This window comes from Rhizobium favelukesii (assembly GCF_000577275.2).
Classification (GTDB): Bacteria; Pseudomonadota; Alphaproteobacteria; order Rhizobiales; family Rhizobiaceae; genus Rhizobium; species Rhizobium favelukesii.
Genome location: NZ_HG916855.1, coordinates 1 through 15514 on the forward strand (window position 1 = coordinate 1; position 15514 = coordinate 15514).

The 15514-nt window shown below is 59.0% G+C and carries 13 protein-coding genes and 3 pseudogenes; 10 read left to right on the forward strand and 6 right to left on the reverse strand.

Features of this window, described 5'->3' with window-relative positions:
* From repA to LPU83_RS63665, 8 genes and pseudogenes are all read left to right on the forward strand, one after another.
* Entirely contained in the window at window positions 1-1179 is a 1179-nt protein-coding gene (gene repA, locus LPU83_RS63630) for a plasmid partitioning protein RepA (protein ID WP_024315229.1), read from the forward strand.
* Complete coding sequence (gene repB / locus LPU83_RS63635; protein WP_024315230.1) at window positions 1176-2174, forward strand: plasmid partitioning protein RepB; 999 nt, start codon at window positions 1176-1178, stop codon at window positions 2172-2174. Before repA ends, repB begins: the two co-directional genes overlap by 4 nt.
* 151 nt (window positions 2175-2325) lie before the next feature.
* The gene (gene repC / locus LPU83_RS63640) at window positions 2326-3615 is read left to right on the forward strand and encodes a plasmid replication protein RepC (RefSeq protein WP_024315231.1); all 1290 of its coding nucleotides are present in this window, start codon (window positions 2326-2328) and stop codon (window positions 3613-3615) included.
* An 869-nt stretch (window positions 3616-4484) separates the two neighbouring features.
* A pseudogene (locus tag LPU83_RS63645) lies at window positions 4485-4798 on the forward strand (ArsR/SmtB family transcription factor).
* A 2-nt stretch (window positions 4799-4800) separates the two neighbouring features.
* Window positions 4801-5183, forward strand: a pseudogene (locus tag LPU83_RS63650) (SRPBCC domain-containing protein); the annotation flags it as partial.
* 69 nt (window positions 5184-5252) lie between these two features.
* Window positions 5253-5582, forward strand: a pseudogene (locus tag LPU83_RS63655) (GFA family protein).
* A 444-nt stretch (window positions 5583-6026) separates the two neighbouring features.
* On the forward strand, window positions 6027-7238 hold the full coding sequence (gene hmpA, locus LPU83_RS63660) for an NO-inducible flavohemoprotein (RefSeq protein ID WP_024315234.1): 1212 nt from the start codon (window positions 6027-6029) through the stop codon (window positions 7236-7238).
* 106 nt (window positions 7239-7344) lie between these two features.
* Entirely contained in the window at window positions 7345-7791 is a 447-nt protein-coding gene (locus LPU83_RS63665) for an RrF2 family transcriptional regulator (RefSeq protein ID WP_024315235.1), read from the forward strand.
* Window positions 7792-7845: 54 nt separating this feature from the next.
* On the opposite strand, the gene LPU83_RS63670 is transcribed toward LPU83_RS63665, so the two are convergent.
* The 5 genes from LPU83_RS63670 to LPU83_RS63690 form a co-directional block, all read right to left on the reverse strand.
* Entirely contained in the window at window positions 7846-8583 is a 738-nt protein-coding gene (locus LPU83_RS63670; RefSeq protein ID WP_024315236.1) for a ThuA domain-containing protein, read from the reverse strand.
* 14 nt (window positions 8584-8597) lie between these two features.
* A complete protein-coding gene (locus tag LPU83_RS63675) occupies window positions 8598-9683 on the reverse strand; it encodes an ABC transporter ATP-binding protein (RefSeq protein ID WP_024315237.1) in 1086 nt (361 codons plus the stop codon).
* Window positions 9684-9702: 19 nt separating this feature from the next.
* Window positions 9703-10614: a carbohydrate ABC transporter permease gene (locus LPU83_RS63680; RefSeq protein WP_024315238.1), complete on the reverse strand. Its 912-nt coding sequence runs from the start codon at window positions 10612-10614 to the stop codon at window positions 9703-9705.
* On the reverse strand, window positions 10615-11502 hold the full coding sequence (locus tag LPU83_RS63685; RefSeq protein WP_024315239.1) for a carbohydrate ABC transporter permease: 888 nt from the start codon (window positions 11500-11502) through the stop codon (window positions 10615-10617).
* An 85-nt stretch (window positions 11503-11587) separates the two neighbouring features.
* Window positions 11588-12880 carry an ABC transporter substrate-binding protein gene (locus LPU83_RS63690; protein ID WP_024315240.1) on the reverse strand — a complete coding sequence of 431 codons (1293 nt, stop codon included), beginning with the start codon at window positions 12878-12880 and terminating at the stop codon, window positions 11588-11590.
* Between the two features lie 200 nt (window positions 12881-13080).
* Here LPU83_RS63690 and LPU83_RS63695 point away from each other — a divergent pair, with 200 nt between their 5' ends.
* Together LPU83_RS63695 and LPU83_RS63700 are read left to right on the forward strand one after the other, a co-directional pair.
* Window positions 13081-14088, forward strand: coding sequence for a Gfo/Idh/MocA family protein (locus tag LPU83_RS63695; protein WP_040680862.1), 1008 nt, complete (start codon window positions 13081-13083; stop codon window positions 14086-14088).
* An 18-nt stretch (window positions 14089-14106) separates the two neighbouring features.
* Complete coding sequence (locus tag LPU83_RS63700; RefSeq protein WP_024315242.1) at window positions 14107-15096, forward strand: LacI family DNA-binding transcriptional regulator; 990 nt, start codon at window positions 14107-14109, stop codon at window positions 15094-15096.
* 125 nt (window positions 15097-15221) lie between these two features.
* Here LPU83_RS63700 and LPU83_RS63705 read toward each other — a convergent pair whose 3' ends face one another.
* Window positions 15222-15413 (reverse strand): hypothetical protein, encoded by a 192-nt coding sequence (locus tag LPU83_RS63705; protein ID WP_024315243.1) that lies wholly within the window; start codon window positions 15411-15413, stop codon window positions 15222-15224.
* Window positions 15414-15514 lie beyond the last annotated feature (101 nt).

A 15514-nucleotide genomic window follows, 5' to 3' on the forward strand; every position in this document is an offset into this window, starting at 1 on the left:
GTGAATCGGCACTTAAGCAGCCTCGACTTCATGCAGAGCTTTTCCACCAAATTGGAGCTCGCACTGCAAAACCTTTCGATGGCGCAATATCCACCCGATGCGCGCCGCGAGATGCGCAAATTCTCCTCGTCGGAGGTCGCAGCGCTCCTGGATGTCTCGGAAGCCTATATCAGGCAGATCGTTCTGAAGGACAAGGGTCCGTCGCCCGAGACCACGTCAAATGGCCGTCGCCTGTACACGTTGGAGCAGATCCTCGAGCTGCGCCTGATGCTGGCCGAAAAGGGGCGCAAGAAGTGGATGAACCCACGTCGTGTCGAGGCTGAAGAATGCCAGATCATTGCGGTTACAAACTTCAAGGGCGGTTCCAGCAAGACATCCACGACCATCCACCTTGGCCACTACCTGGCGCTCAAGGGCTACCGGGTGTTGGCGGTCGATCTCGATCCGCAGGCGTCGCTTACCAGCCTGCATGGCGCGCTTCCTGATTTCGATCCCCGTGAAGATGAAACACTTTATGCCGCCATTCGCTTTTCGGACCCGAAGCCGACGAAATCGCTGGTCCACAACACGCATATTGCCGGTTTCGATGTCATCTGTGCGGGTCTCGACCTGACGGAGTTTGAAACGGCGGTCGCCCTTGAGATGCGAAAGAACGGCGGCACCAGCTTCCTGCTGCGGGTCTCGCAGGCGCTCGAGCAGGTTGCGGGTGACTATGACGTCATCTTGATGGATTCGGCGCCGTCGCTGAACTTCCTTACCCTTTCGTCACTGACGGCTGCCACCGGTGTTGTCATACCAGTTCCAGCCCATATGCTCGATGTCGATTCGACAGGCAAATTTCTCGAGCTAGCCTCGTCCTACATGCAGATTTTGAGCGAGATGGGGACCTCGGCGCAGTGGGATTTCGCGAAGTTTCTTGTCACGAAGTTCGAGGCCAACGATCATCCGCAGGCCAATATGACGGCCCTGATGCGACAGGTCTTCGGCGAAGACCTGCTGTTGAACATGGTCGCGAAGTCAACCGCCGTCGCCGACGCCCTGACCTGGAAGCAGAGCCTCTATGAGGTGCAGCGCTCGCGCTTCTCGGCGCCGAAAACCTATGACCGCGCGATGGAATCGATCAACGCGGCCAATGCCGAGATCGAGAAGTTGCTTTGGGCAGCATGGGGGCGCGAATGAGCCGGAAAGATTCTCGTGGCATGTTTGCCAATGTGCTCGGTCAACTTGAGCAGCCGACTGCAGCGCCAGTCGCCAAGCCGACGACGTCTCCGCACCTTCTCAAGGTCGCGGCGGGCGTCAGGCAGATCCAGGAAAAAGGCGAGGTCCTCGACAGGCTTCTCAAGGACGGCGACCATATCGTCGAGGTCGATCCCGATGACGTGGCACCCTCCTCGATCCCGGATCGCTTCGACGGTGCTTATGACGATGCGGCCATCGACGAGATTGCGGCATCCATCAAGGAGCGCGGACAGATTGTTCCTGGCCTGATCAGGCCGCACAAAGGCGATCTGCTACCATACCAGATCGTGTTCGGGCGGCGGCGATTGGCGGCGGCCAAGGCGCTTGGCCTGAAGTTCCGCGCCATCGTGCGGGAACTCAGCGATGAAGAGGCAATCGTCTTCCAGGGCGAAGAGAACGCAAACCGCAATGACCTGTCGTTCATCGAGAAGTGTGCATTCGCGCTATCGCAGGAGCAGGCCGGATATCGACGCGACGTCATCTGCGCATCGCTTGCGACGGGGAAGTCGCATGTGTCGGAGATGCTACGGATTGCAACCGCGATCCCTCGGGATGTTCTCTTTGCGATCGGCTCCTCGCCGGAAATCGGCCGTCGCCGGTGGATCGACTTTGCCGACGCCTTCGCCAGGCGCCAGGACGGTGCAGCGCGCGTCAAGCAATCGCTGGGTCACGATAAAGCCGCTGCCGAGAAAGATCGTTTTGCGATCGCTCTTGGCGCGCTCAAGGCCGAAGCGGCGCCTGCGGCTGCGCAGTCTGCCGTGACGGAAATACGAGCGAATGGCTTTCTTCTAGCGACAGTCAGCTACGCGAAGACAGGCCCCAAGCTCAGCTTCACAAAGGCCGTTCCGGCCAGTTTCGTGGATTTCTTGAATGATCGCATGGAGGCGCTTCACAGCGAATTCGTGCAGTCGACACGACACAGCAGCAAAGGATAACGCCGCAAAAGAAAAAAGCTCCCGAACGTTGCCGTCACGGAAGCCCTTCTCATAGGTTAGCAGCTAGAGAATCGCATTTCCGGGAATCGCTGTCAAGAGTCGGCACCAGTTTGGTGGGTGGATTTCTTTTGCCTTCAGCAAGGTGAAGGTGATGGAAACAGGAAGCGTGACGACGCCCTTTGGGCAGCGTCCGATGACGCTTGGCATGCTCGCCAGCCAGAAGGCGGCGAGCGAGCTTCAGGCTGATCAATCGGTCGATAAGTGGAAAATCTATAGGGCACTATGCGCTGCCAAGCCCCTGCTTGGCGTGACGGACCGCGCACTTGCGGTGCTGAATGCATTGCTGAGTTTCTATCCGAAGAATGTCCTGTCGGAAGAAAACGGCCTCGTCGTCTTTCCGTCGAACGATCAGCTTTCGCTGCGCTCGCACGGCATGGCCGAGCAAACGATCCGCCGACATCTGGCTGTGCTGGTCGAAGCCGGATTGATCGTCCGCAAAGACAGTCCAAACGGCAAACGCTACGCCCGCAGGGTCAAGGAAGGCGAGGTCGGAGAGGCATTCGGCTTTTCGTTGGCACCGCTAATCGTGCGCGCCGAAGAGATCGAGCGCCTGGCCGCCGAGGTGGTGGCCGATCGGCTGCATGTGCAGCGATTGCGCGAGCAGCTCAGCCTTTGCCGCCGCGACGTTGCGAAGCTGATTGAGACCGCAATCGAAGAAGACCTGGCGGGCGATTGGGAGGCTGCGTTCAGCTATTTCAGGGCGTTGGTCGACGGTGTACCGCGTACGCCGAGCGCAGAGCGGATTAAAACGACGCTCGAAGAGATGCAAACCCTGCGCGAGGACATCACTAACAGACTGGAAACCTTGCTTAAAGCTGAAAAGACGAGCGGCAATCCCGCTCAAACTGAGCGTCACATACATAATTCAAACCCCGACTCTAAATTTGAATCTGAACCAGCTTTAGAAACAAAGCAGGGGGCAAACTCGCCGGAGACGCTTGAGCCTTATGCCGCGGCGCCGGCTGAAAAGAAAAAGCATGACGATCGAAATACGGCCGAAGCGCAAAGGCGACCGGGCAGTGATGGCGCGGGCATGAAGTCCTTCCCGCTCGGGCTAATCCTGCAGGCCTGCCCCGACATGGTGAGCTACGGGCCTGGCGGATCGATCACAAATTGGCGCGACATGATGGCGGCTGCGGTCGTGGTCCGGGGGATGCTGGGTGTCAGCGCTTCGGCTTACGAGGAAGCGTCTGCCGCGATGGGAGCTGAAAACGCGGCAACGGTCATGGCTTGCATCCTCGAACGCGGCGGCCACATCAACTCGGCGGGCGGTTACCTGCGAGATCTGACCCGTCGCGCGGAACGTGGTGAATTCTCGATCGGCCCGATGTTGATGTCCCTGGTTCGTGCGCGTGGTGGCGGGACACGGCGGGCCGGGTAGCGGTTTCGGCAGATGAGATCCAATTGCCGAAACCGAAAGCATGTCTCCCGAAGGCGGGAACCGGCTTCGGGCCAAAGACATGCGTGAAAACAAAGAACTAAAGCGCGACAAGCGAATCTCAAAGATCGCGCCGTGCTTTAGTTTGCTCCCCCCACACATGCGCGAAAAGGCCACGCCCAAAAATTGACCGGGATCGTGGATTTTCCTCATCCGGTCGGAAACCGCGGCGTCGCAAATGTCGTCTCGGTCTCCTGGTTCAGCTGTCAGGCGTTTGATCTAACTGGTGAACCTGCCACGACATTCGCACGGAAAACCAGTCTTGCGGCCGCCGATATCGGTGAGACCGCATTGCCTTTCGATCATACGATCGGCTGCACAATGTGTGGCAAGGGTTCCGTTCGCGCCGGTCTCCACGATCCGTTAGGCAGTTGTGGCATCTCCGACAAGAACGACGCCGCAGTCTCCGCCGTGACCTGTTTCTCTGTCAGCCCGGTTCTGACGTTGCAAAGGCCGTCTCGATGGAGCGATCGGCGAGCGTTGGCGGCACAAAAAATCCTACGCGTGTCGGCAGCAAGTGGCGTCAAAAGTAGAAGTGCGAAGTTGGCGCGCATGGTCTCGTCGAGAGCAACGCTTTCAAGCGTCGCCGCTTCCAGCGAGCGGTGCAGACGACAGGTTAGCACCCGGATATCGCCTGCCGCACATGCGTTGAGTTTCGCGATAGTCATCGTCACCGCGCGCAGCGGTGCGATGCCGCTGCGTCCCTCGAACAAGAACGCCCTTGATCCGAAAGGCCCGGTCGAATGGCGTGGCTGCCGCTTGAGATGCAGGCATTTGCCTGCATGTGATGTTTTCACATTCGAGTAGGAACGATGGACGCTGACAAGGTTTTTAAAGCGCTGGGCGACCAACACGCAGAAAGCTGCTTGACCTTCTATGTGAAAGGAACGGGCAGACGCTTGGCGAGCTTTGCGAAAATCTGGACATGGCCCGGCAATCCGCTACGCAGCACCTCGAGATATTGGAGGCGGCCAATCTGGTGAGCACGGTCAGGCGTGGTCGGGAAAAGCTGCATTTCATCAACCCCGTGCCGCTCCACGAAGTCTACGAACAGTGGGTGCGGAAATTCGAGCATCAGCGGCTCAAGCTGCTGCACGATCTGAAGAAGGAACTCGAAGGAGAGTAACAATGATCAAAGAGATGACCAGCTTTGTTTACGTGACCTATATTCTCGCGACCCGGAAAAGGTGTTCGAGGCCATAACGAAACCGGACGTCGCAAGGCGCTACTGGGGCCACGAGAACGTCTCCGACTGGAAACCCGGATCGAAATGGGAACATATCCGTGCCAACGACGAGCGCACTGTCGATCTCGTCGGCAACGTCATCGAGATCTTGCCACCGACCTGTCTCGTCATCGCCTGGGCGAATGCGTCGCAGGCCTCCGATCCAGCGAGCTACAGCCGGGTGACGTTCGCGATCGAGGAATACGACATGGTCCGGCTGACCGTCACCCACGACGAACCCGGAGCCGGCAGCGGGATGGCCAACGGCATCAAACAAGGTTGGCCGTCAGCCAAACCAAAATCGGCCTGAAACCTTGCGGGGCCAATCAACAAGTCTGCCAGCGGGAGAATGACAATGACCAAGACCTATAGCGGCGGATGCGCGTGCGGCGCGATCCGCTATGAAACGAGCAGCGAGCCAACGTCACAATTTCCGGCGAAGCAAACACCTGGCGGGTAGCAGGCGACAGCGGGAACGAAAAGGTCCACGCCTTCTGCCCGACCTGTGGAACGCCGGTCTATCTGACATTCGTCGCAATGCCGGAACTGATTGCGGTCAACGCGACGAGCCTCGACGACCCTGGCCAATTCAATCCGCGGGTGGTCACTTACACCATCGGCGGCCATGCGTGGAACACAAATTGACCCCTCGTTGCAGAAATTCGAGCGAATGCCACCCGGATAAATTCCGCTGGGCGCAATACGAACCCGCCGACAATATGAGTGGTCCGCTAGGGCCTGATTAAGCCGTTCGTCCAGGTTGTCGGGAGTGGCGGCATCGGGTGGTTTGCTGGCGAAAGCACACGCTGAAAGCGCCTGCCATCAATCTGTATCCCAAAATGGGCAGGGCCGAACAGGTTCAGCGACGTCCTCCTGCCGGTGCATCATCGGTGCGGTTTCATGGGGCAATGGGTGGGTCCCGCACCGACCGCCATGCTCGGTCGCGACGCTTCGTTCGGTGGCAACCGGCGTCATCGAGTTTTTTTGGGGAGCGGACCAGCGTTCCGACCGTTTGCGAGCTGTGCGGTCATCGCTGCGACCGAACGGCGCAGATGCTTAAAGATATATAGGAAATGTATCAAAAAGTGCTACGTCAGCTGCGTCGACGGTGCAACTTTTGGAGACCATGATGACGCAAACACTGACGGAGACGACGAAGGCAATCGTGCGCGCGACTGTGCCTGCACTCACAACGCACGGGACTGAGATTACAGCGGCAATGTACAAGCGGCTGTTTGAGAATTCTAAGGTCCGCGACCTGTTCAACCAGTCGAACCAGGGGGAAGGGGGACGTCAGACCAAGGCGCTGGCGCAGGCGATCCTCGCTTACGCCGAGAACATCGACAATTTGGCTATCCTCACCGGAGCCGTTGAGCGCATCGCGCAGAAGCACGTCGGCCTGCACATCCGGCCTGATCACTATCCCCACGTTGCGACCGCTCTTTTGGGTGCGATCAAGGATGTTCTCGGTGAGGTGGCGACGGATGACATCCTCAATGCTTGGGGCGAGGCGTTCTGGTTTCTCGCCAACATCCTGATTGGGCGAGAAGAACGGATCTACGATGATCTTCAATCGTCCGAAGGCGGCTGGAATGGTTGGCGGCAGTTTGCCGTTGCGTCGAAGAGACGCGAAAGCGACATCATCACATCTTTTGTGCTACGACCGGTCGATGGTCGCGCAGTGGTTCGTCATCGCCCCGGTCAATACCTGACCTTTCGGTTCGACATTCCGGGTCTTCCCCAGCAGCACCGGAATTACAGCATCTCATCTGCTCCCAATGGTGAGAGCTATCGCATCTCGGTCAAACGAGAGATGCACGGGTTGGTATCCGGGTTCCTTCACGATCAGATTGAGGAAGGCGCGGTCATTGAGGTGGCGCCTCCGACCGGAGACTTCCATTTGCCGCCGGGCCAGGAGAGGCCCGTCGTGCTGCTCAGCGGCGGTGTCGGTTTGACGCCGATGGTGAGCATGCTGGAGACGATCGCAAACAGGGGACAAAGGCTTGCCGTCCACTACGTCCATGGCGCCGAGAACGGAAGCGTCCACGCCATGGGACCGCACGTGCGCGATATCGCCAAGAACCGGGAGCATCTAAAGACGACCATCTTCTACGGCAGCCCGCATGATCGAGATCAGAAGGGCGTTCACTTCGACCATGAGGGCTACATCACGATCGATTGGCTGGCCAAGAATACACCCATGGCGGAAGCCGACTTCTACCTCTGCGGCCCAAGACCCTTCCTGGCCGCCTTCGTGAAGGGACTGGCCAAAGCCGGCGTCACCGCAGACCGTATTCACTACGAATTCTTCGGCCCGGCCGACGAGCTCGCCGCGGCCTAGGAAGCCTGAGGTGCCAAGGCGGCTAGCAATGGTCGCCTGGGCCAATTGCTTCATAGCGTGGATATCTTTAGTTTGGTGCCTGTGACGTTCCGTGAAGGATCAACAGATGCGTTTGACTGTCTATTCCGACTACGCCTTGCGGCTCATGATGTATCTTGCGCTCAAAGGAGAGCGGCTGTCGACAATCGCGGAAATTGCAGAAGCCTATGATATTTCAAAGGCCCACCTGATGAAGATTACGCATGAGCTCGGGCAAAAGGGTTTGATCGATACCGTGCGCGGCCGTCAGGGCGGAATGCGGCTTGCACGTGCCGTCGAACAGATCGGCGTCGGTGAGATCGTTCGCGCCTGTGAGCCTGATTTTGCGATCGTGCCCTGCATGGAAACTGGCGATGGCGAGATTGTCTGTGTGGTGCAGCCCGCCTGCGTCTTGAAGCGTGCGCTGGCTTCGGCGGCTGCGGCCTTTCTTGATGTGCTCGATGGCTATACGCTGGCAGACCTCGCCCGGCCGTCCGTGCCGTTGCGTCGTCTGCTTGCCCTGCCCGAACCGTGAGGGATCCGGACACCCACCTGGGGTGTCCGGCACCAAATTGCAGCTGCCGATGGCTTATGCCGGGCGGGTGTGAATGGGTTCGGCGCGATGCCAATTTTCCAGGATCCGACCATCGGTGTGGGTCTGCCTGGCCCAGCGAATGCCGTTGGCAATGACCTTGTGCACGGTCTTGTCGTGGTAGATCGGATAGGTTTCGTGGCCGGGGCTGAAGAAGAAGATGCGGCCGCGGCCGCGCTGGAACGTACAGCCACTGCGGAAAACCTCGCCGCCTGAATACCAAGAGATGAAGACGAGTTCATCCGGCTGCGGAATATCGAAAGGCTCGCCATACATTTCTGAGGCGTTGACCTCGAAGAAGGGCGGTAGACCCTCGGCAATCGGGTGAGCCGGATTGACGACCCAGATCCGCTCGAGATCACCCTGGGGCGTTTCGCGCCAGGACAAATTGGCGTTGGTGCCCATCAGCCGGCGGAACAGCTTAGAGTGATGGGCGGAATGCAGGACCAGAAGGCCCATCCCTTTGAGCACCCGCTGCTGTATGCGATCGATCAAGCCGTCGCTCACCTCCTCATGGGCCATGTGGCCCCACCATAGCAACACGTCAGTGTCGTTAAGCAGCGCGTCCGGCAGACCCTCGTGCGGATCGTCGAGCGTACCACTGCGGATTTCGAAATCCGGGTTGGCGATGCCGGCTGCGATCGCACCGTCGATGCGATCAGGGTAGATCTCCTGAACCTCCTTGTGCAGCTGTTCGTGGCGGCCTTCATTCCAGATGGTGACCTTGATTGTCATGGTATCCTCGATGTTTATGATGCTTGGGTCAGACGGATGACCCGACCGGTGGAATCGAACAGATGGCAGGCGGATGTATCGGCTGTGAGCGACACGCGATCGCCGGGCCGCAACGCGATGTCACCTTCTGCGCGGACGACGATCGGCTGTTCCTGCGAGCCGACGGTCATGTATGTCTCGACGCCCAGCCGCTCGACGATGAAAACCTCGGCCGAGAAGTCCCCCTGCCCGTCTGCTGCGATCTTCAGATGCTCCGGCCGGATACCGAGCGTGGCTTGACCCTGCGGCACAACTGCGCCCGCATCAGGCAGGTCGAGCGACAGACCGAACGGGCTTTGGGCGTGGGTCTTGCCGGTGCTCGGCCTGGTGATGAGCACCGGAATGGTGTTCATCTTCGGAGAGCCGATGAAGGTCGCGACGAACTCGTTGTCGGGCTGGTGATAGAGCGTCATCGGCGCACCCTGCTGGGCAACGACCCCCTTGTTCAGAACGACGATGCGGTCGGCCATGGTCATGGCCTCGACCTGGTCATGCGTCACGTAGACGACGGTCGCCTTGAGCTCGCGATGCAGGCGCTGCAGCTCGGCACGCATCTGCACGCGTAGTGCGGAATCGAGGTTGGACAAGGGCTCGTCGAAAAGGATCAGCGACGGCTTCTTGATGATGGCGCGACCAATGGCGACGCGCTGTCTCTGGCCGCCCGACAAGGCAGCGGGACGGCGATCAAGATAGTCCGTCAGCTGCAGGATCTCGGCGACAGCTTCCACCTGGCGACGGATTTCCGCCTCCGGAACCTTCTTCAGGCTGAGGGAGAAGCCGATATTCTCGGCAACCGTCATATGCGGATAAAGCGCGTAGGACTGGAACACCATGGCAATGCCGCGCTTGTCAGGGGGAACATCGTTGATGCGCTTGCCATTGAGGATGAGGTCGCCATCATCGATACCCTCAAGACCCGCGATCATGCGCAGCAAGGTAGACTTGCCGCAGCCAGACGGGCCGACGAACACGGCGAACTCGCCGTCTTCCACGATGATGTCGACCCCCTTGATGACCTCCAATGCACCGTAGAATTTGCGAACATTCCTGAGATTGATCATCGTAAAGCTCTTTCTGGCGTCAGCCTTTGACGCCGCCGGCAAATGTCTGCACGAGGAAGCGGCGGGCAAAGCCGAAGGCGACGACTGCCGGCAGGAGATAGATGAAGGCGAGTGCGGCAAGCAGGCCGTAGTCGATCTCGTTGATGCGCAGGAATGCACGGAAGAGACCAAGCGGCAGCGTCTGCAGCTCTGGCGAAGAGAGGAAGATCAGCGGCAACAGGAAATCGCCCCAGGCTGACATGAAGGCAAACAGCCCGGCGGCGGCCAGTCCCGGCAGCGCCAAAGGGATGAGCACCCGGCGAATGCGTTGTACGAGTGTCGCGCCATCCATCAGTGCCGCCTCTTCATAGTCGCGCGGCAGGCCATCGAAGAACGTTTTCATGATCCACAGCGCCAATGGCAACTGCATCGTTGCAAGCACGAGGATCAGGCCGAGATAGCCATCGATGAAACCCGTCCAGCGCATGATCGGCCGGGCGTATTCGCCAAAGATCGGTCGCAGGATAGCGCCTTCCGCATTATTCAGCGTCAGAAGGAACTTGTAGAGCGGTACGACGAGTGCTGTCGGCGGCAGGACGCGGATCAACAGGATGGCGTAGAGGAACGGCAGCTTCCACCACGCTCTGGTGCGCGACAGCGCATAGCCGCCAAGGCCGGCCAGCACCATCACCAGCACGGTCGCGCCGCCGACCACGAAGAGCGAATTGAACAGCCACTTTGCGCCGTCTTCCTTGGTGAAGACACGCTGGTAGTTGGCGAAGCTCCATTGTTCGGGCCAGCGAAGGAACAGCTGGGCGTTGCCATCGAAGGATGCAAGAAGCACCCAGAAGAAGGGAACGGCGCAAAAGATCGAGATCAGCGACAGCGTTGCGTAGGCAAGCAGGTCCGACCGGGTCTTGTTGGCATTCTCGCTCGGGGAGATCACAGCCATTCAGACCTCCACCTTCATGGCCCGGACGTAGCCGACGCCGAGGATCAGCGAAATCAGCAGGGCGACCACGGCGACGGCCGCACCGTAGCCGAGCTGGAACGCGGTAAAGGACTGGTTGTAGATATAGATGCTGACCAGTTCCGTCGCACCGCCCGGGCCGCCGCGTGTCAGTGCATAGACGAGACCGAAGACGGCGATGGTCGAAACGGCCGAGATCAGCATGTAGAGCAGGATCGTCGGCATCATGAGCGGCAAGGTAATGCGGCGAAACATCTGCGACGGGGTCGCGCCATCCATGCGGGCAGCCTCGTAAATCTCGTTGGGAATGGTGCTGAGGCCCGCCGTCAGAAGGATCATCGCAGTTGCGATGCCGCGCCAGGTGTTGACGACGATGATCATCGAAAGTGGAAAGACCTGCAGCCAGTCGGCCGGCGTTACGCCAAAGAAGCTGACGATACGGCTGAGTGTCGCCTGCTCTCCACCCGCCAACATGGAAATCCACATGAAGCCGGCAACCACCTCGGGCGCGGCATTTGGCAGAAGGATGATCGAGGAAAAAAGCCGCCTAAAGTGGATGCGGCGACGAAGCGCCATCGCTGTGACCAGACCGAGCGCGAACTGCCCGATCACCGCCGAGCCGACCACAAACAGGAAGGTGACGAGCAAGGCGTTCCAGAACGTCGCATCGTTCAGCAACCGCGCATAGTTGCGAATACCGACAAAGCGCGGGCGCAGAGCCGCAGCACCCGTCAGCGCCTCATTGGTGAAGCTCAGATAGACGGAGTAAAGCGCGGGATAGATCACGAAGGCCAGAAGCAGCGCAAGCGAGGGCAACAGGATCAGAAGAAGCTGCCGCTCAGTGCGCCTTTCGTGGACGTTTCGGGCCATGGAAAGCTCTATGACTGTTCGAAAAGGAAATCCGGAGACGCGGGCAAGCCCACGTCTCCCGTGCGTTTTGTTGGTAAGTTTTTGCTTACTTTACGACGTCGTCGCCCAGAGTTTCCTTGACATAGTCGACAAGAATCTTCTGCGCGCCGGCGGCATCGGTTTCCTTGCGCAGCAGCGCTTCTGTAGCGCGTGCAACTCCTTCTGAAACGGTACCGAAGCCGGAGGCCTGTTTCAGGAAGGTGCCTTTTTCTGCTGCGGCATGGATCGGAACGAGTTCCGTCAGCTTCTGGAAGTCGGCGTTTTTAGCCGCATCCTTGCTGGAGGGAATGTTGCCGATGCGGGCTGCGTAGGAAACCTGCGTCTCAACCGACCCGATCTCCATCAGCGCCTTCTTGGCGAGTTCGACATTGGCAGACTTGGCGTTGATGGCCCATGGGGCTGCAAGATTGGCGAGAACATACTGACCACCGCTTTGGCCCGGCACGGTCCAGGTGCCGACGACCTTGGTCACCTCAGGAATCGGGTTCTTGCTTTCACGGCCCCAGTCGAAGATGTAGCACCAGGAACCGCAGGTGGTCGCGGCAAGCTTTCCGGCCGGGAACATCTGATACTTCGGCACGACCCAGGGCTCGGGTCCGAGCAATGGCTGCGTCGGCATCAGATCATTGTCGATCAGTTGCTTGTAGACGTCGAAGACATCCTTGACGCCCTCGCCGTTAAGATCGAGCTTGCCGTCCGCATCGACGAGCTGTGGCGTCTTGGAGCCGACGATCAGGTGTTGGAAGCCTTCGTCAAAGGCGCCGCTTCCCCAGGAAACGCCAGCCGGGAAGAGCAGGCCGTAGGCGCCGGTCTTCTTCTTGATTTCGGCGGCACGATCGAGAAGGTCCTTCCAGGTCTTCGGCTGCTCCGTCGAGATGCCGGCTTTGTCGAGGACGTCCTTGCGGTAGTAGATTTCCTGGATGCCGAGCATGAACGGCATGACATAGGTTTCGCCGTCCGGGCTGACCGCCAGCTGCTTGGCGACGTCATAGAAATTGGCATAGCCATCCCAGGCCTTGATTTCCTTGGTCACCGGCGCGAGGTAACCGGCCTCGACCATATCAGCAACGGCGGCCGTCGTCGGGATGGAAAAGAGGTCAGGCGCGTTGCCGGCGCCGAGCTCGGTCAGCAGTTTCGTCAGATAGTCCTTATCGGGCGCAGGGTATTCCACGACCTCGACGGTCACGCCGTATTTCTTCTCGATCTTCTCGACCGTCGACTTCATGGCGTCGATGCCGGCCTGACCGTGATTGGCAATTCGGATTGTCTCAGCATGCGCCAGCGTCGAAACGGCGCTGAGCAGAATGGCGCACAGGCCACCAATGACCGTCTTCTTCAACGGAAGTCCTCCCTGTTGGTATGCGGCGCCCTCCAGCACCACGGTCGAAAATGTACACGCATTCCAGAGACTGGCAAGATGGTTTTTGATTGGATTTCGGACACACACCTAAGGTATTGAAATAGCATGATTTAATAAATCTTGTTTTTGTTATGTCATTTGTGTAACCGTATACACACAGCATTCGGGAGGATTTTCTCATGTCACGGAAATTGCGGCTTGGCGTCATTGGCGCAGGCCTGAAAGCGGCTGAGTATGCGGCAAGTTGGGCTCGCATGCCCGAGATCGAATTTGTCGCGCTTGCCGATACGACACCTTCTTCTCGCCTGCGCCTGATCGACGTTTGCGTTGCGGCCGGAGCGCCGGCGCCGCGGAGCTTTGATGATTACCAAGAGATGCTGGCGTCCTGCCGGGACGATTTGGATATTGTCTATGTCTCTACACCGCATGCATTTCACGGCGAGCAGGCAACGGCTGTTGCAGAAGCCGGCCTCGATCTCTTCCTTGAAAAGCCGATGGTGACAACGGTTGCGCAGGCCGAACGACTGATTGCGGCACAGAAGAAGAGCGGCGTGACAGTTGTAACCGCCTTCCAGGGTGGGCTCTCTCCCCTGGTGATCGATACGCGCAAGCGGGCGCTTGCCGGCGAGTTCGGCGATCTGGTGGCGATATCGGGGATGATCTGGGAAAGCTGGTCGAGCAACTACGACGGCCATTGGAAGCAGCAGCCGGAGATCTCTGGCGGCGGTTTCATGTTCGACACCGGCGCCCATATGATGAATACCGTCTGCCTGCTCGCCAATTCGGATTTCGAGAGCGTGTCGGCCTATATGAACAATCACGGTAAGAACGTCGACATCGCGACCGCCGTTTCGGCCCGCCTCAAGAATGGCGCGCTGGCGACGCTGACGGCGGCCGGCGACGGTCCTCCTGGCTGCGCCTCCTACATCACCTTTTTCTATTCGAAGGCAATCGTTCGCATCGACGCCTGGGGCGGATGGCGCGAGATCAGCGTCGGCCGTACAAACGAGCCGCGCGAGGAAGCGGAAATTCTCGGTAATCCGATGAAAAACTTCCTCGCCATTCGCGACGGGACGATGGAAAACACCGGCTCCGTTGAAATGGGCCTGCGATTCGCTAGGCTCTGGGATGCAATCAAGGAATCGGCTGCGGCGGACGGCGTACCCGTCAAAATAGCGGCGCCATAAACGCGTGGAATAGTTTGAATGAACAAGCGGCGGATCACCTCGAAGGAACTGGCGAAGCTTGCCGGTGTGTCGTCCGCCACGATTTCGCGGGCTTTTTCGCCGGATTCCAGAATCGGAAGTGCGACCCGTGATCGCATTCTGGCGGTGGCTCGCGAATACGGCTATCAGCCGAATGCAATTGCCCGCTCGCTCAACAATCAGCGCTCACGGCTGGTGGCGCTGGTGGTCAACGCGATCGGCAATCCCTGCGAAGCCGAGGAACAGCAGCTTCTCGTTCATCGACTGCAAGCCCGTCAGCTCCTGCCGATCATTTTGTGCTGCGCCGATCACGACGACAGGCTGCAGCTCATGCGCCTCGCCTCCACCTATCAGGTGGATCATGTCGTCGTCTTCTCCGACATGGTGTCGATGCAGGATGCCGTCGACATCTTCCACACCACGAAGCCGATCATCGTCTCTTTCGAACCGCTTGAAAACGAGAGCGTCTCGAGCATCCGGATCGACGGATCGGCCGCCGCCGACGAGATCATCGACAAGATCGTTGCCGACGGCAAAAGACGCTTCGCCTACCTATCGGGCACGAAATCGAGTTGGATCGACAAGCTGCGGCGCAGGTGGTTCGTCGATGCGCTCGCCAAACGCGGCCTCACGCTGCAGGCGGAAGCGTTCGGCGATTACAGCTACGATTCCGGCTTCAAGGAAGCCGTCCTGCTTCTTCACCGCGCCAAGGTGGACGCAATCATCTGCGGCAATGACGTCATGGCCATCGGCGCGCGGGATGCCGCACGGCGCGTGCTTGGGAAGAACACGCCCGATGATATTGCCATCGTCGGCCAGGATGGCATCGCCATGGCGTTGTGGGACTGCAACGACCTGACGACGCTAAGCCTCGACCATACCGCCTTCATCGATGCCGTCGTGGAACTCATCGAGCGTCACGATGCCGAGATCGAAGGCCCCCATAGCATTACCCTCACCTGCACGGCCCGCTGGGGCTCGACAGCCTGAAATCGGTCACGCAGCCGTTGCAATTTCTCTGCGGCTGCTTTCTTCTGGCCCAGACTGGGTTGCGATCTTGAGGGAGAAGCCCGCGGCAAATCCACCACGCCGCGGGATGACGAAGCTGTTGCGCTTCAACGATCTCTTTTGAAAATCAGCTCATATGCCCAAAGACTGATTGCCATCGCGACAAACATGGCAAGGAATGTCCTGTGGTCCGGCATGTCCTGTCGATCAAGGACGAACGGCAACGTGATGACGAGGAAACCGCAGATGGTCAGCGCGGCCATTGCCGATTGAACCAGAAGCTTCGCGATATTGTTCATGCTCTGATTTCCCTTCGCGGCTTTGTGTCCTCATTGTTCCAAGGATTCGCAGTCCACCATGCAAGCCAACTCTAAAGCATATGGACTCGCCGTCCAACTTG

Bases quoted from the DNA above. Each gene is read 5' to 3' on its own strand.
- LPU83_RS63680 (WP_024315238.1), bottom strand. From the start codon at position 10,614: ATGGCTGTGATCTCCCCGAGCGAGAATGCCAACAAGACCCGGTCGGAC.
- repC (WP_024315231.1), top strand. From the start codon at position 2,326: ATGGAAACAGGAAGCGTGACGACGCCCTTTGGGCAGCGTCCGATGACG.
- LPU83_RS63675 (WP_024315237.1), bottom strand. From the start codon at position 9,683: ATGATCAATCTCAGGAATGTTCGCAAATTCTACGGTGCATTGGAGGTC.
- hmpA (WP_024315234.1), top strand. From the start codon at position 6,027: ATGACGCAAACACTGACGGAGACGACGAAGGCAATCGTGCGCGCGACT.
- LPU83_RS63705 (WP_024315243.1), bottom strand. From the start codon at position 15,413: ATGAACAATATCGCGAAGCTTCTGGTTCAATCGGCAATGGCCGCGCTG.
- LPU83_RS63695 (WP_040680862.1), top strand. From the start codon at position 13,081: ATGTCACGGAAATTGCGGCTTGGCGTCATTGGCGCAGGCCTGAAAGCG.
- LPU83_RS63700 (WP_024315242.1), top strand. From the start codon at position 14,107: ATGAACAAGCGGCGGATCACCTCGAAGGAACTGGCGAAGCTTGCCGGT.
- LPU83_RS63685 (WP_024315239.1), bottom strand. From the start codon at position 11,502: ATGGCCCGAAACGTCCACGAAAGGCGCACTGAGCGGCAGCTTCTTCTG.
- LPU83_RS63665 (WP_024315235.1), top strand. From the start codon at position 7,345: ATGCGTTTGACTGTCTATTCCGACTACGCCTTGCGGCTCATGATGTAT.
- LPU83_RS63670 (WP_024315236.1), bottom strand. From the start codon at position 8,583: ATGACAATCAAGGTCACCATCTGGAATGAAGGCCGCCACGAACAGCTG.
- repB (WP_024315230.1), top strand. From the start codon at position 1,176: ATGAGCCGGAAAGATTCTCGTGGCATGTTTGCCAATGTGCTCGGTCAA.